The organism is Tsukamurella conjunctivitidis, from assembly GCF_007858475.1.
Lineage (GTDB): Bacteria > Actinomycetota > Actinomycetes > Mycobacteriales > Mycobacteriaceae > Tsukamurella > Tsukamurella conjunctivitidis.
The window spans coordinates 46,518-68,198 of sequence record NZ_VIGX01000005.1; the positions used below are offsets into that span (position 1 = coordinate 46,518).

Annotated in this window: 23 protein-coding genes; 14 read left to right on the top strand and 9 right to left on the bottom strand. The window is 70.6% G+C overall.

Annotated elements, in window-relative coordinates; all coding sequences use genetic code 11:
* Positions 1-25 precede the first annotated feature (25 nt).
* From FK530_RS10940 to FK530_RS10950, 3 genes are read left to right on the top strand one after another with little or no spacing between them, the layout of a single operon-like run.
* Positions 26-1,306 (top strand): lysine N(6)-hydroxylase/L-ornithine N(5)-oxygenase family protein, encoded by a 1,281-nt coding sequence (locus FK530_RS10940; protein WP_146487054.1) that lies wholly within the window; start codon positions 26-28, stop codon positions 1,304-1,306.
* Positions 1,303-2,139 (top strand): GNAT family N-acetyltransferase, encoded by an 837-nt coding sequence (locus FK530_RS10945; RefSeq protein ID WP_146487055.1) that lies wholly within the window; start codon positions 1,303-1,305, stop codon positions 2,137-2,139. The genes FK530_RS10940 and FK530_RS10945 overlap by 4 nt, the downstream gene beginning before the upstream one ends.
* Positions 2,136-4,340 (top strand): MMPL family transporter, encoded by a 2,205-nt coding sequence (locus tag FK530_RS10950; protein WP_146487056.1) that lies wholly within the window; start codon positions 2,136-2,138, stop codon positions 4,338-4,340. Before FK530_RS10945 ends, FK530_RS10950 begins: the two co-directional genes overlap by 4 nt.
* Here the strand turns inward: FK530_RS10950 and FK530_RS10955 are convergent.
* From FK530_RS10955 to FK530_RS10965, 3 genes are read right to left on the bottom strand one after another with little or no spacing between them, the layout of a single operon-like run.
* Complete coding sequence (locus FK530_RS10955) at positions 4,254-4,745, bottom strand: TspO/MBR family protein (protein ID WP_146487057.1); 492 nt, start codon at positions 4,743-4,745, stop codon at positions 4,254-4,256. The two genes, FK530_RS10950 and FK530_RS10955, sit on opposite strands and share 87 nt — an antisense overlap.
* 43 nt (positions 4,746-4,788) lie before the next feature.
* The gene (locus tag FK530_RS10960) at positions 4,789-5,760 is read right to left on the bottom strand and encodes a magnesium transporter CorA family protein (protein ID WP_146487058.1); all 972 of its coding nucleotides are present in this window, start codon (positions 5,758-5,760) and stop codon (positions 4,789-4,791) included.
* Between the two features lie 10 nt (positions 5,761-5,770).
* A complete protein-coding gene (locus FK530_RS10965; protein WP_146487059.1) occupies positions 5,771-6,151 on the bottom strand; it encodes an MmcQ/YjbR family DNA-binding protein in 381 nt (126 codons plus the stop codon).
* A 23-nt stretch (positions 6,152-6,174) separates the two neighbouring features.
* Here FK530_RS10965 and dapB point away from each other — a divergent pair, with 23 nt between their 5' ends.
* The 3 genes from dapB to FK530_RS10980 are packed head-to-tail and all read left to right on the top strand — an operon-like array spanning position 6,175 to position 7,846.
* Complete coding sequence (dapB, locus tag FK530_RS10970; protein ID WP_146487060.1) at positions 6,175-6,918, top strand: 4-hydroxy-tetrahydrodipicolinate reductase; 744 nt, start codon at positions 6,175-6,177, stop codon at positions 6,916-6,918.
* Positions 6,915-7,394, top strand: a complete 480-nt coding sequence (locus tag FK530_RS10975; RefSeq protein WP_231706587.1) for a hypothetical protein — start codon at positions 6,915-6,917, stop codon at positions 7,392-7,394. The genes dapB and FK530_RS10975 overlap by 4 nt, the downstream gene beginning before the upstream one ends.
* Positions 7,394-7,846 (top strand): flavodoxin family protein, encoded by a 453-nt coding sequence (locus FK530_RS10980; protein WP_191834121.1) that lies wholly within the window; start codon positions 7,394-7,396, stop codon positions 7,844-7,846. Before FK530_RS10975 ends, FK530_RS10980 begins: the two co-directional genes overlap by 1 nt.
* 34 nt (positions 7,847-7,880) lie before the next feature.
* On the opposite strand, the gene FK530_RS10985 is transcribed toward FK530_RS10980, so the two are convergent.
* The 3 genes from FK530_RS10985 to FK530_RS10995 all read right to left on the bottom strand — a co-directional run bounded on the left by FK530_RS10985 (position 7,881) and on the right by FK530_RS10995 (position 9,956).
* Complete coding sequence (locus tag FK530_RS10985) at positions 7,881-8,234, bottom strand: cupin domain-containing protein (RefSeq protein ID WP_146487061.1); 354 nt, start codon at positions 8,232-8,234, stop codon at positions 7,881-7,883.
* Positions 8,227-9,153, bottom strand: coding sequence for an alpha/beta fold hydrolase (locus tag FK530_RS10990; RefSeq protein ID WP_158645077.1), 927 nt, complete (start codon positions 9,151-9,153; stop codon positions 8,227-8,229). The genes FK530_RS10985 and FK530_RS10990 overlap by 8 nt, the downstream gene beginning before the upstream one ends.
* A 146-nt stretch (positions 9,154-9,299) precedes the next feature.
* A complete protein-coding gene (locus FK530_RS10995; RefSeq protein ID WP_158645078.1) occupies positions 9,300-9,956 on the bottom strand; it encodes a helix-turn-helix domain-containing protein in 657 nt (218 codons plus the stop codon).
* A gap of 343 nt (positions 9,957-10,299) precedes the next feature.
* Here FK530_RS10995 and FK530_RS11000 point away from each other — a divergent pair, with 343 nt between their 5' ends.
* The 6 genes from FK530_RS11000 (at position 10,300) to FK530_RS11025 (ending at position 16,283) form a co-directional block, all read left to right on the top strand.
* A complete protein-coding gene (locus tag FK530_RS11000; RefSeq protein ID WP_166443281.1) occupies positions 10,300-11,472 on the top strand; it encodes an HNH endonuclease in 1,173 nt (390 codons plus the stop codon).
* A gap of 24 nt (positions 11,473-11,496) precedes the next feature.
* On the top strand, positions 11,497-12,024 hold the full coding sequence (locus FK530_RS11005) for a DinB family protein (RefSeq protein ID WP_146487065.1): 528 nt from the start codon (positions 11,497-11,499) through the stop codon (positions 12,022-12,024).
* A 70-nt stretch (positions 12,025-12,094) separates the two neighbouring features.
* Complete coding sequence (locus FK530_RS11010) at positions 12,095-12,901, top strand: thymidylate synthase (protein ID WP_146487066.1); 807 nt, start codon at positions 12,095-12,097, stop codon at positions 12,899-12,901.
* Entirely contained in the window at positions 12,902-13,372 is a 471-nt protein-coding gene (locus FK530_RS11015; protein WP_146487067.1) for a dihydrofolate reductase, read from the top strand.
* 43 nt (positions 13,373-13,415) lie between these two features.
* Positions 13,416-14,321, top strand: coding sequence for a 4-hydroxy-tetrahydrodipicolinate synthase (gene dapA / locus FK530_RS11020; protein ID WP_146487068.1), 906 nt, complete (start codon positions 13,416-13,418; stop codon positions 14,319-14,321).
* A gap of 3 nt (positions 14,322-14,324) precedes the next feature.
* Positions 14,325-16,283, top strand: a complete 1,959-nt coding sequence (locus tag FK530_RS11025; protein WP_146487069.1) for a ribonuclease J — start codon at positions 14,325-14,327, stop codon at positions 16,281-16,283.
* 71 nt (positions 16,284-16,354) lie between these two features.
* Here FK530_RS11025 and FK530_RS11030 read toward each other — a convergent pair whose 3' ends face one another.
* The 3 genes from FK530_RS11030 to FK530_RS11040 are packed head-to-tail and all read right to left on the bottom strand — an operon-like array spanning position 16,355 to position 18,113.
* The gene (locus tag FK530_RS11030) at positions 16,355-16,939 is read right to left on the bottom strand and encodes a hypothetical protein (RefSeq protein ID WP_146487070.1); all 585 of its coding nucleotides are present in this window, start codon (positions 16,937-16,939) and stop codon (positions 16,355-16,357) included.
* Positions 16,936-17,508 carry a hypothetical protein gene (locus FK530_RS11035; RefSeq protein ID WP_146487071.1) on the bottom strand — a complete coding sequence of 191 codons (573 nt, stop codon included), beginning with the start codon at positions 17,506-17,508 and terminating at the stop codon, positions 16,936-16,938. Before FK530_RS11035 ends, FK530_RS11030 begins: the two co-directional genes overlap by 4 nt.
* On the bottom strand, positions 17,508-18,113 hold the full coding sequence (locus FK530_RS11040) for a hypothetical protein (protein WP_146487072.1): 606 nt from the start codon (positions 18,111-18,113) through the stop codon (positions 17,508-17,510). The genes FK530_RS11035 and FK530_RS11040 overlap by 1 nt, the downstream gene beginning before the upstream one ends.
* Before the next feature lie 99 nt (positions 18,114-18,212).
* Between FK530_RS11040 and FK530_RS11045 the strand changes: the two genes are divergently transcribed.
* Positions 18,213-18,830, top strand: a complete 618-nt coding sequence (locus FK530_RS11045) for a TIGR03085 family metal-binding protein (protein WP_146487073.1) — start codon at positions 18,213-18,215, stop codon at positions 18,828-18,830.
* 74 nt (positions 18,831-18,904) lie between these two features.
* Positions 18,905-21,547 carry an FtsK/SpoIIIE family DNA translocase gene (locus tag FK530_RS11050; protein WP_146487074.1) on the top strand — a complete coding sequence of 881 codons (2,643 nt, stop codon included), beginning with the start codon at positions 18,905-18,907 and terminating at the stop codon, positions 21,545-21,547.
* The last annotated feature ends 134 nt before the right edge of the window (positions 21,548-21,681 follow it).

Here is a 21,681-nt window from a genome sequence, read left to right on the forward strand (position 1 = left end):
GCCCGAACCGGTGGGAAAGGGCGTGATGCGGCAGCGGGAAGCGACGGACGACGGGAGTGTCGTCGACGTACTGGGAATCGGATTCGGACCTGCGAACCTGGCGCTCGCGATCGCATTGGCGGAGCTGCCGGAGCGGCGGCCCACAGTGCGCTTCCTCGAACGACGGGAGTCCTTCGCCTGGCATCCGGGGATGCTGCTTCCGGGCGCGTCGATGCAGATCAGCTTCCTCAAGGACCTGGTCACCCTGCGTAACCAGGCCAGCCCGTACTCCTTCGTGGCCTACCTCGGTGCCCGGGATCGACTGGTGGAGTTCATCAACCGCTCGGTCTTCACACCCGAACGTGCGGAGTTCGCCGACTACCTCGCGTGGGCGGCGGAGCCCTTCGCCGAGATCGTGCGGTACGGCGAGGAGGTGACCGATCTCGTCCGGGATCCCGATGGCGCCCGCTTCGCCGTGAGACATCGGGGGATCGACGGTGTCGAGCGGGTCACCCGCGCGCACTCGGTCGTGGTGGCCCGAGGCCTGCGCCCGGTGCTGCCCGCCTGGACCACGGGCCTGGACGACGACCGCGTCTTCCACAACATAGAGCTGTTGCCGCGGCTCGAAGCGTGGGAACGCACGTCGACCGGCGGTCCTGGGGCCGCGCGATTCCTCGTGGTCGGCGGCGGCCAGTCCGCAGCCGAGGTGGCTTTGCACCTGCACGACACCGGCGCTCGCGTGGACCTGGTCTTCCACGGCTTCGGGCTCGCCGACGTGGACGAGAGCCCCTTCGTCAACCAGGTCTTCGATCCGGACGTGGTCGACGAGTTCGACGCGGCGTCACCGGAGGTGCGCGACAGGCTGCTCCAGCGGCACGGCAACACCAACTACGCCGCGGTGGAGCACGCGCTGACCCGCGAGCTGTACGACCGGTGGTACCGCGAGAACGTGACCGGCCCGCGGCGCCTGGGCGTGCACCGCACCAGCGAGGTCGTCGGCGCGCGGAGCACGGGAGACGGCCGGATCGAGGTGGACGTGCGCCGCGCGACGACGGGCGAGCGCTGGACCGCGACGTTCGACGCCGTGGTGTGCGCCACCGGATTCGAGCCGGGCGGACTGACGGGCCTGGCGGGGGTGGTCCCCGACGGCGCCGAGGTGCGCGTGGCGCGCTCGCACCGCGCCGTCATCGACGGGCGGGAGGTCCCCGGGCTGTACGTCCAGGGCGCGGATCTTCCCGGACACGGGCTCGGCACCACGCTGCTGTCGAACGTCGCCGTCCGCGCGGGCGAGATCGCCCGCGCGCTGTACCAGGAGGAGTCGCCATGACCACGCGGACACCGGCGGGAACCGTGCTCTTCGCGGCCACGGAGCGCACCCCCTTCACGGTCTTCGTCGCGGAGGACCCGCGCGACATCGAGCGCGCCCAGGCCCTGCGGTACGACGCCTTCTCCACCGAGCTCGGGGCACCGCTGCCCGGAGCGGTGATCAGCGAGCGGCTCGGCCGGCCGATCGACGTCGATCGGTTCGACGACTACAGCGCGCACCTGCTGGTGCGCCACGATCCGACCGACGAGATCGTCGGCTGCTACCGGATCATCCTGCCGGCGCCGCGCGGTGAGCGGGAGGTGTTCACCACCAGCATGTTCCGCCTGAGCCCGGCGTTCGATGCGATGGCCGACGACGTCGCGGAATGGGGGCGGGCCACGATCGCCGCGTCGTACCGGGGCGGCGTCGTCTCGATCCTCCTGCGGATCGCGCTGCTGCTCTTCTACGAACGCTCCGGATTCCGGTACGCGATGGGCTGCATGTCGGTCCGGATGGAGGACGGCGTGCATCCCCGTGCCGCACTGGTGCGTGCCGCCCTCGGTTTCCTGGCCGACAACGACGCCCTCGCGGGCGGTGAGGTGCGGGTCGAACCGATCCGGCCGGTCGCCGTCGACGGCGTCCCGATCGAGGACCTCCCGCGACCCGAGGGGGCCGACGAGGACCTCGTGCCGCCGACCATCCGCATCGCCGCCCGGTACGGCGGCGTCATCTGCGGCATGCCCTCGTACGACCCCGATTTCGAGATGGCCGACTTCCTCGTGCTCTTCGACGCAGAGCGGATGCGCCGGGTCGGCACGCTCGACGAGGTCCGCTCGTTCCTCGCGGCGCTGTGATCGCCGCGCTGACCCGGGCCGTCGCCGCTCGGCCACGGACGGTACTGGCGGCGGCGCTGCTCGTCCTGATCGCGCTGGGGGTGCTCGGCACGGGCGTCGGCGGCGCACTCAAGAGCGGCGGAAGCACCGACCCGCGGGCGGAATCGGCCCGCGCGCAGGAGGTCCTCGAACAGGACTTCCGGCGCGGCGGCTCGTCCCTCGTCCTCACCCTGCGCAGTGAGACCCCCGCTTCCGTCGCCGCAGCGGAGTACGGCCGCGCGATCACCGAGTCGCTCCGCCGCTCCCCGGTGGTCCAGTCCGCCTTGTCCGGCTGGACCGACCCCGCCGCCGCGCCCCGCCTGACCTCGACGGACGGCCGCACCGGCCTGGTGGTCGCGAGCCTGACCGGTGGCACGGGAGAGGCTCCGGACCACGCCCGCGAGATCGTCGACGGCCTCCCGCGCCCGCCCGACGGCGTGCGGCTCGAGGCCGGCGGCGAGGCGATGACCTACCTGCAGATCAACGAACAGTCGGGCAAGGACCTGCTGCGGGCGGAGCTCATCGCGCTGCCGCTCACCTTCCTCGTGCTGGTGTGGGCGTTCGGCGGGCTCGTCGCCGCCGCGGTGCCGGTCGTGGTCGGGATCGCGGCGATCATCGCCACCTCGGGTCTGCTCCGGCTCGTGGCCGAGGCCACCGACGTCTCGGTGTTCGCGCTCAACCTGATCACCGCGATGAGCCTTGCGCTGGCGATCGACTACACGCTGCTCGTGGTCAGCCGGTATCGCGAGGAGGTACCGGAACGGGGCCGCGACGATGCCCTCGTGGTCGCGATGTCGACGGCGGGGCGCACCGTTCTGTTCTCCGCCGTCACCGTCGGCCTCAGCCTGGCGGCGATGGTGCTCTTCCCCATGTACTTCCTGCGGTCCTTCGCCTACGCCGGCCTCGTCGTCGTCGCCTTCACGGCGCTCGCCACGCTCGTCGTGACCCCCGCGATCCTGGCCCTGCTCGGTGACCGCATCGACCGACTCCGCGTCGGGCGCGGCCCGCGGCCGGCCGACGAGTCCCGCTGGTATCGCATGGTGACCGCGGTGCAGGGACGCGCGATCCCGCTCGGCATCGCCGTCGTGGCGCTCCTCGTGGCGCTGGGCGCCCCCTTCCTCGGCGCCAAGCTCGGCTACCCCGACGACCGGGCGCTGCCGACCACCGCCTCGTCGCACCGGGTGGGCGACGAACTGCGAACGGCCTTCCAGCCGAACCCGGCGTCCGACGTCCTGATCCTGCTGCCCGAGGGCGCACCGTCGGGCACGGAGGACTACGCCCGGGAGCTCTCCCGGGTGGCGGGGACCGGCCCGGTGACCGGGCCCGACGGGACGTGGCTGCGCGGCGGCCGCGTCGCCGACGGGGATCCGTCGGCGCGGGCCGGCTTCGCGCGACTGGTGACGGTGACGGGGGAGCACGACCCCCGCTCCGAGGCGGGGCGGGCGCAGCTCGACGCGCTGCGGGCGGTGCCGGCGCCCGCTCCGACGCTCTTCTCCGGTGCGGCGCAGGCGGACCGGGACGCGGTCGACTCTATCCTCGGAGCGGTGCCTCGCGTACTCATCACGATCGCGGTGACCACCTTCCTGCTGCTCTTCCTCCTCACGGGGAGCGTGCTCCTGCCGCTGAAGGCGCTGGTGCTCAACGTGCTCTCGCTCTCGGCGACCTTCGGTGCGATGGTGTGGATCTTCCAGGAGGGACACCTCGGCGGGCTCGGCACCACCGTCACCGGGCACCTCATCGCCGACATGCCGGTCCTGATGTTCTGCATCGCCTTCGGCCTGTCGATGGATTACGAGGTCTTCCTGCTCTCGCGGATCCGGGAGGAGTGGCGGAGCCGCCCGGGGCGCGACCGGGCGGCCAACGACGAGGCCGTCGCACGGGGCATCGCGAGCACGGCGCGGGTGGTCACGGCCGCCGCCCTGTTGATGGCGGTGGTCTTCGCCGCGATCGGCTTTTCCGAGGTCTCCTTCATGCGGATGCTCGGTGTGGGCCTGGCGATCGCCGTGCTGCTCGACGCGACCCTGGTACGACTGGTCCTGCTGCCCGCCTTCATGCGGATCGCGGGCACGGCCAACTGGTGGCCGCGCGGGCACGCGTCAGGAGTTGAGGGACCAGACCGCGTAATTGAGCGCCGTGGCGAACAGGATCCAGCCGAGGTAGGGGAGCAGCAACACCGCGGCTGAGCGGCGGACCCGCCAGAACAGCACGATCGTCACCACGACGAGGACGTCGAGGAGCAGGATCACCGCGAGCGCGACGCCCCGCAGCTCCAGGCCGAAGAACAGCGGCGACCAGGACAGGTTCACGAGCAACTGCACCGCGTACACCTGGATTGCCCGATTGCGCGGCGACGGATCGGCCCGCCACACCAGCCACGCCGCGACGGCCATGAGCAGGTACAACACGCCCCACGCGGGGCCGAAGAGCCAGCTCGGCGGTGCCCACGAGGGCTGCGCCAGCTTCGCGTAGTCGGCCGCGGCGTCCGCCGAGGCGAGCCCGCCGAGCAGCGCCACCACGGCGACCGCGGACAGCGAGACGAGCAGGGCGAGCGGGTGGAGGGACGGGCGTGAATCGGGCGATCCGGTCATGCGAGGAGCTTAGGGGCACGACCTCCCCGCCGCCGGTCGAGCGTCAGAGCCAGCCGCGGCGCTTGAACGCGGCGTACAGGCCTCCGGCCAGGACGAGCATCATCACCACGCTGATCCAGAATCCCCACTCCTTGCCGAAGCCCGGGTAGGGCACGTTCTGGCCGAAGTAGCCGGTGATCGCGGTGGGCACTGCGATGATCGCGGCCCAGCTGGTCAGCTTCTTCATCACGGTGTTGAGCTGGTTGTCCACCAGCGCCAGGTTGGTCGAACGCACCGACTCGACCGCGTCGCGCAGCCCCTCGGTCCAGTCGGCCGCCCGCATCGTGTGGTCGTAGACGTCCTCGGCGTAGGGGAGCAGCTCGTGCAGGTCGGGCGCCGCGGACACCCGGCGCAGCACCGAACCCACCACGTCGCGCATCGGCAGCACGATGCGGCGCAGCTCGCCCACCTGCTTGTGCAGCTCGAAGGTGATCTGGGAGACGCGGTCGCTGGAGCGACCGTCGAACAGGATCGACTCCACGTCGTCGAGCCGCTCGTCGACCGTCGTCACGCGCGCGGTGTACCCGTCGACGACCGCGTCCAGCAGCATCAGCTCCAGGGACTTCGGGCCGTACTGCAGCAGATCCGCGTTGTCGGAGATGTTCTCCGCCACGTCGTCGACGGGGAAGCCGCCGCCCAGGCGCACCGTCAGCACGCCGTGCTCGAACAGGAACAGCGAGAGCCGGCTCGTGGCACCGTCCTCGGCCACCGTGTACGCCGTGACGAACATGATGTCGCCGTAGCGCAGGGACTTCGGGCGTTCGTGGATAGTCAGGGCGTCCTCCACGGCCAGCTTGTCCAACCCCATCGTCGCCACGAACGGGGCGAACTCCTCCTCGGTCGGGTCGAGCACGTCCACCCAGATCAGGCCGGACGGTGCTGCCAGCGCCCGCGTGGCCGCGTCCGTCGCGGCGTGGTGGACCACGTCGAAGCAGGTGTCCGTGTCGCCGACGAAGGTCCGGATGGTCACGTCCATGGCCGCAACCCTAGGACGCGCCGGCCGGCGGGCGCTCCACGAGTTCGGCGAGGGCTGTCGGCGCCTGCACGCAGTAGGAGTCGGTGAGGAACTCGGCGACCTCGTCCCAATCGGTGCGCTCGTCGACGATGATCCCGACGGTGCTCTCGCCCCAGTTGACCCGGAAGTACGGGTCCCCGAGGTTCTCGAACGCCGGGACCTCGCCGGGTTCGGCGCGGAAGATGAGCCGGAACTGCTGGTCCTCGCCACCGAAGACGTGGGCCACCGTCGAACCGCGGACCCGCCAGCGCGTGCCGACCCACGCCCGATCGGCGACGCACTCGGGGAAGGCCTCGAGGATGCCGGCGAGGCGGTCGATCCACTCGTCGGGAACGTCTGGTCGGGCGGTCACCGTGCAAGGGTATCGTCGGGCTCATGCTGAACGTGGGTGTCCTGGGATCCGGCGGCAAGGTGGGCCGCGCGATGGTCGATGCCGTGGAGGCGGCCGACGACCTGTCGCTGAGCGCGGCGGTCGACGCCGGTGACATGCTCACCGGCCTGCTCGACTCGAACACGCAGGTGGTCATCGACTTCACTCACCCCGACGTGGTGATGGACAACCTGAAGTTCCTCATCGACAACGGGATTCACGCGGTGATCGGCACCACCGGCTTCACCGACGATCGCCTGGACACCGTGCGCGAGTGGCTCGCCGAGAAGCCCGAGGTGGGTGTCCTGATCGCGCCCAACTTCGCGATCGGCGCCGTGCTCACCATGCGTTTCGCCGCGCAGGCCGCGCGCTTCTTCGACTCCGTGGAGATCATCGAGCTGCACCACCCCTCGAAGGCGGACGCCCCGTCCGGCACCGCCACCCGCACCGCAGAGCTCATCGCGGAGGCCCGTGAGGAGGCCGGTCGCGGCAAGATGCCCGACGCCACCTCAGCCGAGTTCGACCGCGCCCGCGGCGCCCGCGTCGACGGCGTGCGCGTGCACTCCGTGCGCGTCGCCGGCCTCGTCGCGCACCAGGAGGTGCTGCTGGGCACACAGGGCGAGACCCTGACCATCCGGCACGACTCGCTCGATCGCAGTTCCTTCGTCCCGGGCGTGCTCCTGGGCGTCCGCGGCATCTCGTCGCGGCCCGGCCTCACCGTGGGCATCGAGCCGTTCATGGATCTGTGAGTCCCGTGGAGCGCCGCGAACGGGGAAATCTGGGCCAACTGCTGGTCATCGGGTTCCTCGCGGTCGCGATGCTCATGTACATCGGGCTGATCGGCGTATGGGCGTGGATGATCGCCCGTCGCGGCGGCGGCGCCAACCTGGGTCTCGCCTTCGGCATGGTGCTCGTCGGCCTGGTGGGCCTCTGGATCCTGTGGTCGGTGCTCAGCAACGGCTACGCGCACCAGAAGCTGGCGGCGTCCGCGAAGGCGCTCGGCCGCGACCTCGACGTCTCGGACCTGCCGACGATGCCGTCGGGGCGGGTCCAGCGCGATGCGGCAGATCAGTTGTTCGCCCAGGTGAAGGCGGAGTACGAGGCGGAGCCCGAGTCCTGGGTGAACGCCTACCGTCTGGCCCGGGCCTACGACTACGCGGGCGACCGTTCCCGGGCGCGCGACTGGATGACCAAGGCCGTCTCGATGGAGAAGAAGTCCCGCTGATGGCCGTGCTCCTCGTGATCCACCACACGCCGTCTCCGCACTGCCAGGAGATGTTCGAGGCCGTGATCGCGGGGGCCACCGACCCGGAGATCGAGGGCGTCGAGGTGGTGCGGCGGGCCGCGCTCACTCTGTCTCCGGCCGACGTGCTTGCGGCCGACGGGTACGTGCTCGGCTCGCCCGCGAACCTCGGCTACATCTCAGGGGCGCTCAAGCACGCCTTCGACACGATCTACTACCCGTGCCTCGATTCGACCCGGGATCGCCCCTTCGGGCTGTACCTGCATGCGAACGAGGGCGGCGAGGGGGCCGTGCGCGCGGTGGATTCGATCACCGCGGGGCTGGGCTGGGTGAAGGCGGCGGAGCACGTCGTGGTGTCCGGTAAGCCGACGCGTGAGAAGGTCGAGGAGTGCTGGAACCTCGGCGCGACCGTCGCCGCACAGCTCATGGAGTAGTGAGCACAGGGCATTCCAGGGTGCCGTCCCCCCGTCAGGCCGTCCTCGGGTCGGCGGCGGTCGATTCGACGGTGTCGCCCGGTGTGTAGAACATCTCCACGACGTTGTCGATGTCGAGGTGGCGGTGCCAGTGACCGCGCGGCACGATCGCGAACTGCCCGGGGCCCAGGCGGAGCCGTTCGCCGCCGGTCGTCGTGAGGATCTCCACGGTCACCTCACCGCTCAGAACCATCAGGAATTCGTCGGTGTCGGGGTGTAGTTCCCAGTCGGATGCGTCCAGGTGGTCCCCGAAGTACATGTGCAGGGCGCCGTCGTTGAACGTCGCGATCTCGTGGAAGTCGAACGGGCCGAGTCCTTCCGCGATGGCAAGGGGATCGTGCTTAGACATGGCGTTGGTTCCTTTCGGTCGAGGGATCGCCGGTTCCCGCGAGAAACGGGCGGACGAGGTCGGTGCAGTGCTCGAGATCGTCGAACCACGGGGCGTGTCCGCCCTCGGTGGCGACGATGTCCGCCCGTGGCATCGCCGACACTGCGGCGCGGACGAGGTCGTCAGGTGCCAGGAAGGCGTCGTGGCGCCCCCAGACGAACAGGATCGGGGTTTCGATCGTCGCGAGCTCGCCGGGACCGATGACGTTCTCCGGGCGTACGGACCGCCCTCGGATCAGTCGCCGCAGGAGCGCCCGGTAGGACGCTGCCCGCCCGGGGAGGCGCAGGGGGAGTCGGTGCAGATCGACGATGTCCGCCGGGAGCGCGCGGGCGGTGTCACCTCCCACGGCTTCGGCCAGGGCCGCTCGGGCGACCGCTCGCGGTGTCGGACACCGCATCAGGGACTCGGCGAGGCGGCCCCGCACATCGGAGGCCGTTGCGCAGAACCCGGCCGTCGGCACGACGCCCGCGACGGCGGTTCCGGGCGCACCGAGCAGCGCCACCCGCGCGATGCGGTCCGGGGCGTCCGCGGCCGCCCAGAGCGCGAACTGTCCGCCGAGCGAGGCCCCAACCACGTCGGCACGGTCGAGCCGCAGGCGGTCGAGTACACCTGTGACGATGTCGACCGCCAGCGCGCGAAGAGACGGGCGGTTCCACCGGGAAGGGGGCGCGAGCGAATGGCCCGGGAGGTCAACTAGGACGTGTCGGGCGCCGGGCATGCGGGCGGCCAACGACGAGAGACCCATCGCCGGACTGCCGATGCCGTTGATCCAGACGATCGGTGGTCCCGAGCTCGCCGTCGTGAGAACGCGTGCGCACACGTCGGGGGCGTGCACGGTCACGAACAGCTCCTCCAGGTCGAGGCTGTGCGCGGCGGCCACCCTTCTTTCGATCGTGCGGATTCGTCGTTCCAGACGGCCGCCGGGACCGCTTCGCCGGCGGGGTGATCCGTTGTCGTCCATGCGGTCGACTCTCGTCGCGGGCGCGGCCTCCGTCTTGTACGAATCGGCTCGGTGCGACGCAGCCGTCACCGCCCGGACACCATCGCGGGCGTCGTGCCCGTGAAGGCGACCACGTCGCGATGGAGGTGCGGCTGGTCGACGTATCCGCACGCGATCGCGGTCTCTGCCACCGGGGCACCGCCGACGAGCCGCTCGAAGGCGTGACGGAATCGCACGATCATCGCAGCGCGTTTCGGGCTCGTGCCGATCTGTCGGCCGAACCGGGTTCGGAGCCGTCTCGGACTCCAGCCGGTGAGCTCGGTCAGGTCGGCGACCGTTGCGCGCCCCGCGGTGTGGAGAATGTGGTTCCAACTCGCCACCACCTCGGGATCGGGACCCCGCGGCGCCGCCCGATCCAGCAGGAAGCCGTTCACGAGCGCGAAACGGGAAGCCCAGTCCGGTGCCTCAGCCAACTGATGTCGGAGCTGGAGCGCGTGCGGCCCCCAGACGACGTCTGTGTCGACCAGGCCGCCCGTCAGTTCGTGGGGCGGGATTCCGAGAACGGGGTACGCCAGGAGAGGAGATATCCGGACCTCGACGCAGTCGACGCGATCGCACCGGACGGACTGGACGCCGGGGGCGATTCCCGCGATCAGGCCACCGGTATGGCCGCCGTCGACCTCGAAACATCCGTCGCCGGCCTGAAGGACGATCGACGCCGAGGGCATCGCGACGATCCGCATCGAGGTAGGCGGACCGCCGGTGTTGCGGAATCCGCGTGTCGCCAGGCCACCGACCGGATTCCCCGCAGCGGTCGCACACTCCCATTCGCTTCCGAGGTCGTCGTCCGACATGAGGGGGCGCACACCGTCGAGCGTAGGAGCGGCCCTGCCGGGGTGGCAACGCCCGCTTGGGATCGCCCTAACCAGGGGCCTCCTCGAAGCGCCCCCGGTGGTGCGACCTCGGGAACCAACTTATGTTCGAATCGTGTGAGACGATCGAAAACTTGTCAGTGAGTCCGAGTAGCGTCTAGATATGGACGAAATCATTGCGGTAGAGGAAGACTCGCCTCCTGAGGGAAGGTCGATGGCCGAGCGGTTGCGTGCGAGTCATGTGCGGCGGTGTCGGCTGGTGTTCGAACAGTACGCACTCGCTGCCGACCTGTTGCGGGAGCGGGTGTGCGAGCGGATCGCGGCCGGGCTGGCGCAGGACCGGTGGCAGCAGGGTGTGGCCGCGGAGATCGGGCTGGCCCTGCACATGTCGCCGCACACCGCCGCTCGGTTCCTGGCGCGGGCGGTGGAGCTGGAACGCAACATGCCCCAGCTACGGGCCCGGCTGCACGCCGGTGATCTGACGCCGGAAGCAATCCCGACCATCCTCGCCGGCTTGGCTCACCTGGACCCGTCGCAGCGCTGCGCGGCGGATGGCCTGCTGTGCGCCGACCCCGCCACGCTCGCAGGGTTGGGCCCCAAGCAGATCGCCGCCCGCGTCGAACAAGTCGCCTACCGCCTCGACAAGCAAGCCACGGTCGACCGCAACGCCGCCGCGGAAAAGGACCGCACCGTCACCATCCGCCCGCTACCGGAGGGCATGGCGCGGGTGTCACTGCTGCTGCCAGTGGCGCAGGGCGTCGGCGTCTACGCGGCGTTGCGCAAGCACGCCGACACCCTCATCGGCATCGGCGAGGACATCCGCACGCGCGGGCAGATCATGGCCGACACCGCGTTCGCGCGTATCACCGGCCGTGAGGCCACTGCCGGGCAGCCGGTCGCGGTGAACCTGACCATCCCTGCGACGGTGCTGCTCGGGGATCAGGCGGAGACCGGGCACCTCGATGGTGGTGGCACGGTGCCGGCGGAGATCGCCCGCAATCTGGTCGGCAGGGCCACCGCGGCGGGTCTCGCCTGGGTCAAACGGCTCTACATCGCCCCTGAGACAGGGGCAGTGGTGGCGATGGACTCGCGACAGCGGTGCTTCCCCGACGGGCTCGCGGAGATGATCCGGGCCCGGGACCGGTACTGCCGCACCCCGTACTGCGACGCACCGATCGCGCACACCGACCACGTCGTCCCGCACGCCGCGGGAGGTCCCACCGAGTTCGAGAACGGCCAGGGCCTGTGTGCGGCGTGCAACTACGCGAAGGAGGCGCCAGGCTGGAGGAGCGCAACCGTTGACGACGTGAGCGGGCGGCACACCGTCGAAACCCGAACGCCCACCGGGCATGTGCACCGGACCACAGCGCCGCCCCAGGCGGCGTAGGAGGCGAAGCAATAGGGTTGCGGGGTGGCTGAAACGCGGCTCGATCTCCTGCGCTGGCAGTTCGACCTGACCTGGGCGCTCGGCGAGGTGCATCTCGCCGAACTGACGCCCGACGACTTCCGCTGGGAGCCGGCGGCGCTGTGCTGGACCCTGCGCCGCACTGATGACGGCGACTGGGTCGCCGACTGGGCCGAGACGGAGCCCGACCCGATCCCGGTCCCGACGATGGCATGGCTGAGCTGGCACATCGGCTGGTGGTGGGGCACCACGATGGACCACCTGCTCGGTCGGCCGGTCCGGGAGCGCGAGTCCGTGCGCTGGCCGGGTCCCGACGGTGCCGTGGCCTGGCTCGCAGCACTGCGCGACGAGTGGCTGACCGTCCTCGACGGTCTCACCGAGGAACGCCTCGACGAGGCGTCGTCGTATCCCTGGCCGGAGGACGCGGGGCTGACCGTCGGGCACCAGGTCGCCTGGGTCAATGCCGAGCTGATGAAGAACCTCGCAGAGATCGGCCAGCAGCGCCTCGCCCGCGCCGCACTGCAGGCCGGTTGACCGGCACCGGAGTTGCGCCGGGTGCCGGTCCTCGCGCCGCGACCGCAGTTCGTCAGAGGGCGCCTCTAGACTGAGGGCTGTGATCGCGACGCCCTACGAAGATCTACTCCGCGACGTGCTGGAGAACGGCACGCACCGGCCGGACCGCACCGGCACCGGGACGCGCAGCGTCTTCGGTCGCCAGCTCCGGTACGACCTGTCCCAGGGATTCCCGCTCATCACCACCAAGCGGGTGCACATGAAGTCCATCGCGTACGAGCTGCTGTGGTTCCTCCGCGGGGACTCGAACGTGAAGTGGCTCCAGGACAACGGCGTCACGATCTGGGACGAATGGGCGGCACCGGACGGCGAGCTCGGACCCGTCTACGGGGTGCAGTGGCGCAGCTGGCCCACCCCGAACGGGGAGCACATCGACCAGATCAGCAAGGCGATCGAGATGCTGCGCACGAACCCGTCGAGCCGGCGCAACATCGTCTCCGCCTGGAACGTCGCCGAGATCGAGAACATGGCACTGCCGCCGTGCCACGCCTTCTTCCAGTTCTACGCCGCCGACGGCAGGCTCAGTTGCCAGCTCTACCAGCGCAGCGCCGACCTGTTCCTCGGCGTCCCGTTCAACATCGCCAGCTACGCGCTGCTCACGCACATGGTGGCCGCGCAGGTCGGGCTCGAGCCGGGCGATTTCGTCTGGACCGGCGGCGACTGCCACATCTACGACAACCACGTCGAGCAGGTCACCGAGCAGCTCTCGCGCGAGCCGTACCCGTACCCGCGGCTCGAGCTGACCGAGCGCCCGAGCATCTTCGACTACGAGTACGGCGACATCACGGTGCACGACTACCAGCACCACCCCGCCATCAAGGCCCCGGTGGCGGTGTAGATGATCGGCCTCATCTGGGCGCAGGCCCGCGGGGGAGTGATCGGCGCCGACGGCGGGATCCCGTGGCACATCCCCGAGGACATGAAGTTCTTCCGCGAGACCACCGCCGGCGCGACGGTGCTGATGGGCCGCCGCACCTGGGACTCGTTGCCGCCCCGATTCCGTCCGCTCCCGGGGCGCACGAACATCGTCGTCACCCGGGACCGGTCGTGGCGGGCCGACGGCGCCGTCGTGCAGCACGATCTCACCCTGCCGGCGGGCGACCTCTGGGTCATGGGCGGCGGCGAGATCTACGCCGCGGCACTGCCCCACGCGGACCTGCTCGTGGTGACGGAGGTGGACGCCGACATCGACGGCGATACCCGCGCACCGTCGATCCCCGAGGGCTTCATCGCCGACGAGGACGCGGCCTGGCGCGAGTCCACGTCGGGCCTGCGCTATCGGCACCTGACCTACCGGCGCAACCGCTAGCCAATAGCAGCTTTCCGCCGCCGGGTGGGTAGCCTTAGCGCTTATGAGTGCGACCCCGGCGACGACAACGCCCACCACCCCCTTCGGCGCGATCTCCGTGGCGATGGTGACTCCGTTCAAGGCGGACGGCACGCTGGACCTCGAGGCCGGGCAGAAGCTGGCGTCGCACCTCGCCGACCAGGGCTGTGACGGACTCATCGTCGCCGGGACCACGGGCGAGTCGCCCACCACCCAGCCGTGGGAGAAGATCCAGTTCCTCAAGGCGATTCTCGAGGCCGTCGGCGACCGCGTGAAGATCACCGCGGGTGTGGGCACCTACGACACCGACGAGTCCGCCGTCTTCGCGCGCGATGCCGCCGAGGCGGGTGCACACGGCCTGCTCGTGGTCACGCCGTACTACTCGCGGCCGCCGCAGGCCGGGCTGCTGGCGCACTTCACGACGGTGGCCGACGCGACCGACCTGCCCGTGCTCCTCTACGACATCCCGCCGCGCTCGGTGGTCCCGATCGAGACCGCCACGCTGCGCAAGCTCGCCGAGCACAAGAACATCATCGGCGTGAAGGACGCGAAGGGCGATCTGGGCGCCGGCGCTCGGCTGATCGCCGAGACCGACCTGCAGTTCCTCTCCGGCGACGACCCGCTGAACCTGCCCTGGCTCTCCGTGGGCGCGCTGGGCTTCGTGTCCGTCATCGGGCACGTCGTCGCGCCGCAGCTGCGCGCGATGCGCGACGCCTACCTCGCGGGCGACGTCGCCCGCGCCACAGACATCAACGCCTCCCTCGGGCCCGTCTACGAGGCCATGGCCGGCCTCGGCGGTGTGACCTTCTCGAAGGCGGCACTGGCCCTGCAGGGCCTTGATATGGGTGTACCGCGCCTGCCGCAGGTGCCGCCCACCGGTGAACAGCGCGACCGGCTCGCAGCGCTACTGACCCAAGCGGGGGTGCTCTAAACAATGACCGACGGTGCAGCAGGTGGAGCCCGACGGGGCCGTAAGGCCACCCGGCAGGCGGGACCGCCTGCCGAGCCCAAGCCGGTGATCTCCACCTCGGCGGCGCGCGTCGTCGTGGAGGACAAGTCGCAGGCACCGGCCGCCGAGGCTCCCGCGGCGAAGGCGGACGCCCCGGCCTCGAAGGGAACGACGCAGCAGCCCCAGAAGGCCCAGTCGAAGGGCGGCGGACGCCGTGGCGGTGGCCGGCGCGGCAACGACCGCCAGAAGGCACCGTCGGCCGCGGTGGAACGGCTGGGCGCCCCGCCCAAGCTGCCCAAGGGCGGCATGCGCGTGGTCGCGCTCGGCGGCATCAAGGAGATCGGTCGCAATATGACCGTCTTCGAATACGACGGCAAGCTGCTCGTCGTCGACTGCGGCGTGCTCTTCCCCGAGGATCAGCAGCCCGGCGTCGACCTCATCCTCCCGGACTTCCGGTACATCGAGGACCGCATCAAGGACGTCGAGGCGATCGTGCTCACGCACGGCCACGAGGACCACATCGGCGCCGTGCCCTTCCTGCTGCGTCTGCGGCCCGACATCCCCGTCGTGGGCGCCAAGTTCACCCTCGCGCTGGTCAAGGCCAAGTGCGACGAGCACCGACTGCGCCCCAAGCTGGTCGAGGTCCGCGAGGGCGAGTCGACCAGCCACGGCCCGTTCGAGTGCGAGTACTTCGCGGTGAACCACTCCATCCCCGACGCGATCGCCGTGGCGATCCACGCCGGCGGCCAGGTGGCGCTCCACACCGGCGACATCAAGCTCGATCAGCTGCCGCTCGACGGTCGCCTCACCGATCTCGCGGGCTTCTCGCGGCTCGGCGATGCGGGTGTGGACCTGTTCCTCGTGGACTCGACCAACGCCGAGGTGCCGGGCTTCGTGACCCCCGAGCGGGAGATCGGCCCCGTGCTCGACAACGTGATCGGGCGGGCCAAGGGCCGCGTGATCGTGGCGTCCTTCGCTTCCCACGTGCACCGCATCCAGCAGATCGCCGAGGTCGCGATGGCCCACAACCGGCGGATCACCTTCGTCGGCCGCTCGATGGTGCGGAACATGGCGCTCGCGCAGGAACTCGGCTACATGCATCTGCCCGAGGGTGTCGAGGTCGACCTCGACACCGCGGCCTCGCTGCCCGACGACCGCGTCGTGCTCATCTCCACCGGATCGCAGGGTGAGCCCCTGGCCGCGCTCTCGCGGATGGCGCGTGGCGAGCACCGCAACATCACCATCTCGCCGAACGACCTCGTCGTGCTGGCGAGTTCGCTCATCCCGGGCAACGAGAACTCCGTCTTCGCGGTGGTCAACGGCCTGTCGAAGCTGGGCGCGAAGGTGATCACGCAGCAGAGCGCGAAGGTCCACGTCTCCGGTCACGCCAGCGCGGGCGAGCTGTTATACCTCTACAACGCGGTGCGTCCACGCAACGCGATGCCCGTGCACGGCGAATGGCGCCACCTGCGCGCCAACGCGGCGCTGGCCGAGGCCACCGGCGTGCCGAAGGACCGGATCATGCTCGCCGAGGACGGCGTCGTGGTGGACCTGGTCGGCGGCGTCGCGAAGATCGTGGGGCAGGTGCCCGTCGGCCACGTTTACGTGGACGGCAGCTCCGTGGGTGACGTCGGCGAGTCGACGCTCTCGGATCGCCTCGTCCTGGGCGAGGGCGGCTTCATCGCGATCACGGTCGCGATCGACGAGGAGGGCAACGCCGTCAGTAAGCCCGAGGTCTCGGGCCGCGGCTTCTCCGACGACCCGACGGCTCTCAAGGAGGCGGAGCAGATCGTCGAGGACGTGATCGCCGACCTCGCGGCCGAGGGCGTCAAGGAGGCGCACCGCATCGCTCAGGGTGTTCGACGGGCCGTGGGCCGGTGGGTCGACAAGGCCTACCGTCGCCGCCCGATGATCGTCCCCACCGTGATCGTGGTGGGGGAGTAGGGAACATCTTCCGAAGCGTTCTGCGACGTTCCCTCGGGGGAGTCGCAGAACGCCGGGGAAGGTGCTCGGAGCTACGGCTGGCGCTCGATCTTGCCGATCTGCGCGCGGAACAGCCGCCAGAAGGTGTCGTAGTCCGCCGGACGCGGGCTCGCGTCCACCACCACCTGCACGGTCACGCCGCGGACCTCGGCCCACCCGTTCAGTTCCTCGCCGCGCGACGCCGTGCCCGCGATCATGTGGTACCGGGTGAACTCCGGCGGCGTGGCGATCAGCAGCGGGAGATCGACGTTCGCGCTCGACCGGCAGGCGTCCATCACCGTCCGGATGGGGGCGACGAGGGCACGATCGGTGAGCTCGACGGACGCGTAGGTCTTGTCCCGGAAGGCCATCGCCTCGGTCGACCGCGACCCCGCCGCGGCGGCCATCATCCGTGCGCCGGCCGACTCGCACCCGTCGTCCGTGAGGCCGGATGCTCTGGTCGGCGCCCGGTTGACGGTGTGCGTGACCCGGTAGGACGACCCGGTGCCGATCGGGAACTCGGCCGCCGTCAGGATCGCTCGGGAGGGATCGACGGGTGCCGCGGAGCCGGCCGCCGGAACCGCAGCGGTCATGGCCAGCGTCAGCGCGCAGGCTGCGGCGGACCGTCGGATGATCACGGCTGGCGTTCCACCTTCGCGATCTGGGCGCGGAGGACCTGCCAGAAGCCGTCGAGATCGGCGGGGCCCCCGTCGCGGTTGGTAGTTCCGGCCAACACGGTCACGCCGCGGACATCAACCGCTCCTTGGTACATGGTCCCGCCGACCCCGATGAGCATCGGACGGAGATGAGCAAGGTCGTTCGGCGTCGGTAGGGTCGTCATCCGCACACCGTCCTCGGCCAGGCAGACGCGCCAGTAGTCCGTGGTCTCCTTGGTGGTCGGTCGATCGGCGACTCCCGCGGCCAGGAAACCTCCCCCGCGCCGAACAACGGCCTGTGTCTGCCGCATTCCGGCGAGGCCGAGGTCCTGATCGAACGCGATCTTCGCGCACTGGGAGGGATCCGCCGGTGCAGAAGGACGGCTGACCGTCTGGGTCGACGTCCTGTAGGCGGTACTCCCCGCCGGGAATTCGTGCGCGGCGAGGACGGCCTTCGCCGGGACGACCGGGGCCGCGTGCGCGACCGCGGGCAGCCCGACGGCGGCGAGGACGGCCACCGTCGACCCGGCGAGAGCGCCGCCCAATCGCATCAGCGCGCCGCCTCGACCTTCTTGATCTGCGCGCGGAAGACCTCCCAGAAGCGGGCGGTGTTCGCGGGAGTGTCGCTGAGCCCGCGGACGTAGACGTTGACGGTGTAGCCGCCCGCGTCGGCGGCGCCCTCGATGGCACTGGCCCGCTCGTCGGTCCCGTAGGTGATGACCGCGGGGTTGTACCGCGCGAGGTCGCCGGGCACGGGGACCTCGGCGACGCGCCCCGAGCACGCCTGTGCCGTCGCGCGCCACAGACCGCCCTGGACGGGGGAGATGACGCCCGTCGTCATGAACGAGTAGCCGTTGCGGGCGGAGGCCGCGGCGGACTGGGCGTTCGCGTTCGCGCCGTTGAGCCGGTTCGCGGCGTCGAGGCAGGGCTTCGGGGCGCCGGGCTTGAGGGTGACCGCATCGCCACTGATCTTGCCGGTGCGGTAGTCGACCGAGCCCGCGGGGAACTGCGCCTGCGTCAGGACCAGGGACGGGGCCACGGGCGCGGCGGACGCCGCGGGCGCGGCGAGGGCCGAGCCCGCGGCGACGGCGGCGAGGAGCGCGGTGGTCGAGGCGAGACGCGTGCGGCGGGACGTCGACATTGAGTTCGCAATCATGCGGTGAAGTATAGGACACTTCGTTTTGATTTCAGTACGAAGTACGGGAGCTCGTGCGCGCCCTGCGGCACCCGGCCCGACGGGGCTAGGGTGGCCGGTGTGAAGCCTGCTCGGAGTGAACGCGCCGCCCTCGTCGACGCGGCGCGCGCCGCCGGACCCGATGCCCCGACTCTCTGCGGTGACTGGACCGTGCGGGAACTGCTCGCACACCTCATTCTCCGCGAGGGGCGCCCCGATGCGATGGCAGGCATCCTCGTGCGCCCGCTCGCCGGGTACACCGAGCGGGTGCAGGCCGGTATCGCGGCCCGACCGTTCGACGATCTGCTGGACACCGTCGCGGGCGGGCCCCCGCGCCTGTCGCCGTTGCGTCTGGTCGACGACCAGGCGAACCTGGGCGAGTACTTCGTCCATACCGAGGACATTCGGCGGGCCGCCCCGGGGTGGACGCCGCGCGCGCTCGACAAGCGGGTCGAGCGCGGCCTGCACGACGTGGTCGCACGGATCGCGCGCGTGACGATGCGGGGTGCGCCGCTGCGTATCAGTCTCACCACGGAGGAGGGCACCGTCGCCGCGGCGGGGCGCGGGCCCGAGGTGGCGGTGATCGGCGCCATCGGCGAGGTCGCGATGTGGGCCTTCGGACGGGACGAGGCGCTGGTCACGTTCGAGGGAGCGGACGGCGACATCGATCTTCTCGGCTCGGTGGTCCGCTCGCTCTGACGACCCGCCGCCCGTCCTGCTGTTACATGTGTGGCACTTGATACGGATGGGGTTAGTGTCGATAGACTGCCCCCATGGCATCGAAGACCACCACCCGCGCGCGCGGCGCCGCGAACTCCCGCTCCGGCGGCGCTCGGACCAGCCGCGCCGCGAGCCCGACGCGCAGCCGCCAGGCCGCCCCGCGCTCCCGCGGCAAGCAGGGCGCCGCGGCCCCCAAGGCCGCCCCGGGTGGTGGGGGAGTGGCCCGTGGTCTCGGCGCAGGGTGGAAACTGCTGGCCAAGGGGGTCGGCGGCGCCGTTCGCACCGGTAGCCGCGCCGGCGACGCCGAGCCCGCGACCGGCGCGACCGGCGACGTGACCCCGCCGAAGCCGACGCACTCGCGCGACGGTCTCGCGCTCGCCCTCTTCGCCGTCGCGATCATCCTCGGTGCCGCCGTCTACTTCGATGCCGGCGGGCCCGTGGGCTCGTTCTTCTCGACGGGCGTCCGCGCGGTCGTCGGCTGGTTCGCAGTGCTCGTCCCGCCGCTGGCCATCGCGCTCGGCGTGATCATGATGCGCCGACCCGACAACCCGTCGGCCCACGTGCGCCACCGCGTCGGCGGCGCCCTCATCGTGCTGCCCTTCCTCGGCCTGCTGCACATCGCGTCGGGCGGACCGTCGACCTTCGACGACCGCGCGGCCGCCGGCGGCTACCTCGGCTACGTCGTGGGCGGACCGCTCACCGACGGGTTCACCGCGTGGATCTCCGTGCCCCTGCTGGTCCTGGTCGCGGCCTTCGGCCTGCTACTGGTCAGCGGCATGACGGTGCGCGAGATCGTCGACCGCCTCAAGTTCTACTTCGGTGTCGACATGCGTGAGCAGTACGGCGACGAGGAGCCCCTCGACGACGAGGACCTCGACTCGCCCTTCGCGGCCTTCGACTCCGGTCGCGCCGACACCGCGACCCGCGCGCTGACCCCGTACGGCGATCCGTACGACAACTACCCGGCAGATCCCGAGCCGCCCAAGCGCGGCCGCCGCCGCACGACGGCGGACGCGGACGAGCCCGCACCGTCGGACCAGGTGACGGCACCCATCGCGCCCGATCCCGCCCCGTCCGAGGAGCCGACGGTCGAGGTTGCCCCGGCGCCCAAGCCGCGCCGCGCCGCGGTGGTCAAGGACCACACGCCGCCACCCGCTCCGAAGGCGACGGAGTTCACCGTGGCCCGCACCATCGACAGCGAGGACTACATCCTGCCGCCCGCCGACCTGCTCATCGAGGGCGAGCCGGCCAAGGCGGGGACCAGCGCCAACGACGCGATGATCGACGCGATCAGCGGCGTCATGGAACAGTTCAAGATCGATGCGGCCGTCACCGGCTACACGCGTGGCCCGACGGTCACGCGGTACGAGCTCGAGCTCGGCCCCGGCGTCAAGGTCGAGAAGGTCACGCAGCTGCACCGCAACATCTCGTACGCGGTGGCGACCGACAACGTGCGCCTGCTGGCGCCGATTCCGGGCAAGTCCGCCGTGGGCATCGAGGTGCCGAACACCGACCGCGAGATGGTCCGCCTGGCCGACGTGCTGGCTTCGGACAACACGCGCAAGGACACGCACCCCCTCGTGATCGGCCTCGGCAAGGACATCGAGGGCGAGATGGTCAATGCCAACCTCGCCAAGATGCCCCACCTGCTGGTCGCCGGTTCGACGGGCTCCGGCAAGTCGAGCTTCGTGAACTCGATGCTCGTCTCGCTGCTCGCGCGCGCGACGCCCGACGAGGTGCGGATGATCCTCATCGACCCGAAGATGGTCGAGCTGACGCCGTACGAGGGCATCCCGCACCTCATCACGCCCATCATCACCGACCCCAAGAAGGCCGCCGCCGCGCTGGCGTGGCTGGTCGAGGAGATGGAGCAGCGGTACAAGGACATGCAGGCCTCGCGCGTGCGGCACATCGACGACTTCAACCGGAAGGTGCGCTCCGGGGAGATCACGACGCCGCTCGGGTCGGAGCGCGTCTACCGGCCGTACCCGTACATCGTCGCCATCGTCGACGAGCTCGCCGACCTCATGATGACCGCGCCGCGCGACGTCGAGGAGGCGATCGTCCGGATCACGCAGAAGGCGCGCGCCGCCGGCATCCACCTGGTGCTCGCGACGCAGCGGCCGTCGGTGGACGTCGTGACCGGCCTGATCAAGACCAACGTCCCGTCGCGCCTGGCCTTCGCCACGTCGTCGCTGACGGACTCGCGGGTCATCCTCGATCAGCCCGGCGCCGAGAAGCTGATCGGTATGGGCGACGCGCTGTTCCTGCCGATGGGCGGCAAGTCGACCCGTATGCAGGGTGCGTTCATCACGGACGAGGAGATCACCTCCGTCGTCGACTTCGTGCGCAACCAGGCCGAACCCGAGTACGCCAACGGCGTCACCGAGACGAAGGTCGAGAAGAAGGACGTCGATCCCGACATCGGCGACGATCTGGACGTCTTCCTGCAGGCCGTCGAGCTGGTGGTCTCGTCGCAGTTCGGCTCGACGTCGATGCTGCAGCGCAAGCTGCGCGTCGGCTTCGCGAAGGCCGGCCGCCTCATGGACCTCATGGAGTCGCGCGACATCGTCGGGCCGTCGGAGGGATCGAAGGCGCGCGACGTGCTGGTCACGCCGGACGAGCTGCCCGGCCTGATGGTGATGTTGCGCGGCGGCGGCGATGTCGCTCAGGAAGCCGACGAACCGGACTTCTGATACAGTCCTGCTTGCATGTGTGAGGGGAGTATCCCGCTCGCGGCGTGAACGTCAACACGGTGGATCGACATCCACCCGGGCGCGCCGGACCCGCTGACCGGGTCGGGAGAGACCTCCGGATCTGTACCGGAGGT

Bases quoted from the DNA above. Each gene is read 5' to 3' on its own strand.
- FK530_RS11050 (WP_146487074.1), top strand. From the start codon at position 18,905: ATGGCATCGAAGACCACCACCCGCGCGCGCGGCGCCGCGAACTCCCGC.
- FK530_RS10960 (WP_146487058.1), bottom strand. From the start codon at position 5,760: ATGGACGTGACCATCCGGACCTTCGTCGGCGACACGGACACCTGCTTC.
- dapA (WP_146487068.1), top strand. From the start codon at position 13,416: ATGAGTGCGACCCCGGCGACGACAACGCCCACCACCCCCTTCGGCGCG.
- FK530_RS10980 (WP_191834121.1), top strand. From the start codon at position 7,394: ATGGCCGTGCTCCTCGTGATCCACCACACGCCGTCTCCGCACTGCCAG.
- FK530_RS11025 (WP_146487069.1), top strand. From the start codon at position 14,325: ATGACCGACGGTGCAGCAGGTGGAGCCCGACGGGGCCGTAAGGCCACC.
- FK530_RS10985 (WP_146487061.1), bottom strand. From the start codon at position 8,234: ATGTCTAAGCACGATCCCCTTGCCATCGCGGAAGGACTCGGCCCGTTC.
- FK530_RS11015 (WP_146487067.1), top strand. From the start codon at position 12,902: ATGATCGGCCTCATCTGGGCGCAGGCCCGCGGGGGAGTGATCGGCGCC.
- FK530_RS10940 (WP_146487054.1), top strand. From the start codon at position 26: ATGCGGCAGCGGGAAGCGACGGACGACGGGAGTGTCGTCGACGTACTG.
- FK530_RS11035 (WP_146487071.1), bottom strand. From the start codon at position 17,508: ATGCGATTGGGCGGCGCTCTCGCCGGGTCGACGGTGGCCGTCCTCGCC.
- FK530_RS10945 (WP_146487055.1), top strand. From the start codon at position 1,303: ATGACCACGCGGACACCGGCGGGAACCGTGCTCTTCGCGGCCACGGAG.
- FK530_RS11000 (WP_166443281.1), top strand. From the start codon at position 10,300: ATGGCCGAGCGGTTGCGTGCGAGTCATGTGCGGCGGTGTCGGCTGGTG.
- FK530_RS10955 (WP_146487057.1), bottom strand. From the start codon at position 4,745: ATGACCGGATCGCCCGATTCACGCCCGTCCCTCCACCCGCTCGCCCTG.
- dapB (WP_146487060.1), top strand. From the start codon at position 6,175: ATGCTGAACGTGGGTGTCCTGGGATCCGGCGGCAAGGTGGGCCGCGCG.
- FK530_RS10995 (WP_158645078.1), bottom strand. From the start codon at position 9,956: ATGCGGATCGTCGCGATGCCCTCGGCGTCGATCGTCCTTCAGGCCGGC.
- FK530_RS11040 (WP_146487072.1), bottom strand. From the start codon at position 18,113: ATGATTGCGAACTCAATGTCGACGTCCCGCCGCACGCGTCTCGCCTCG.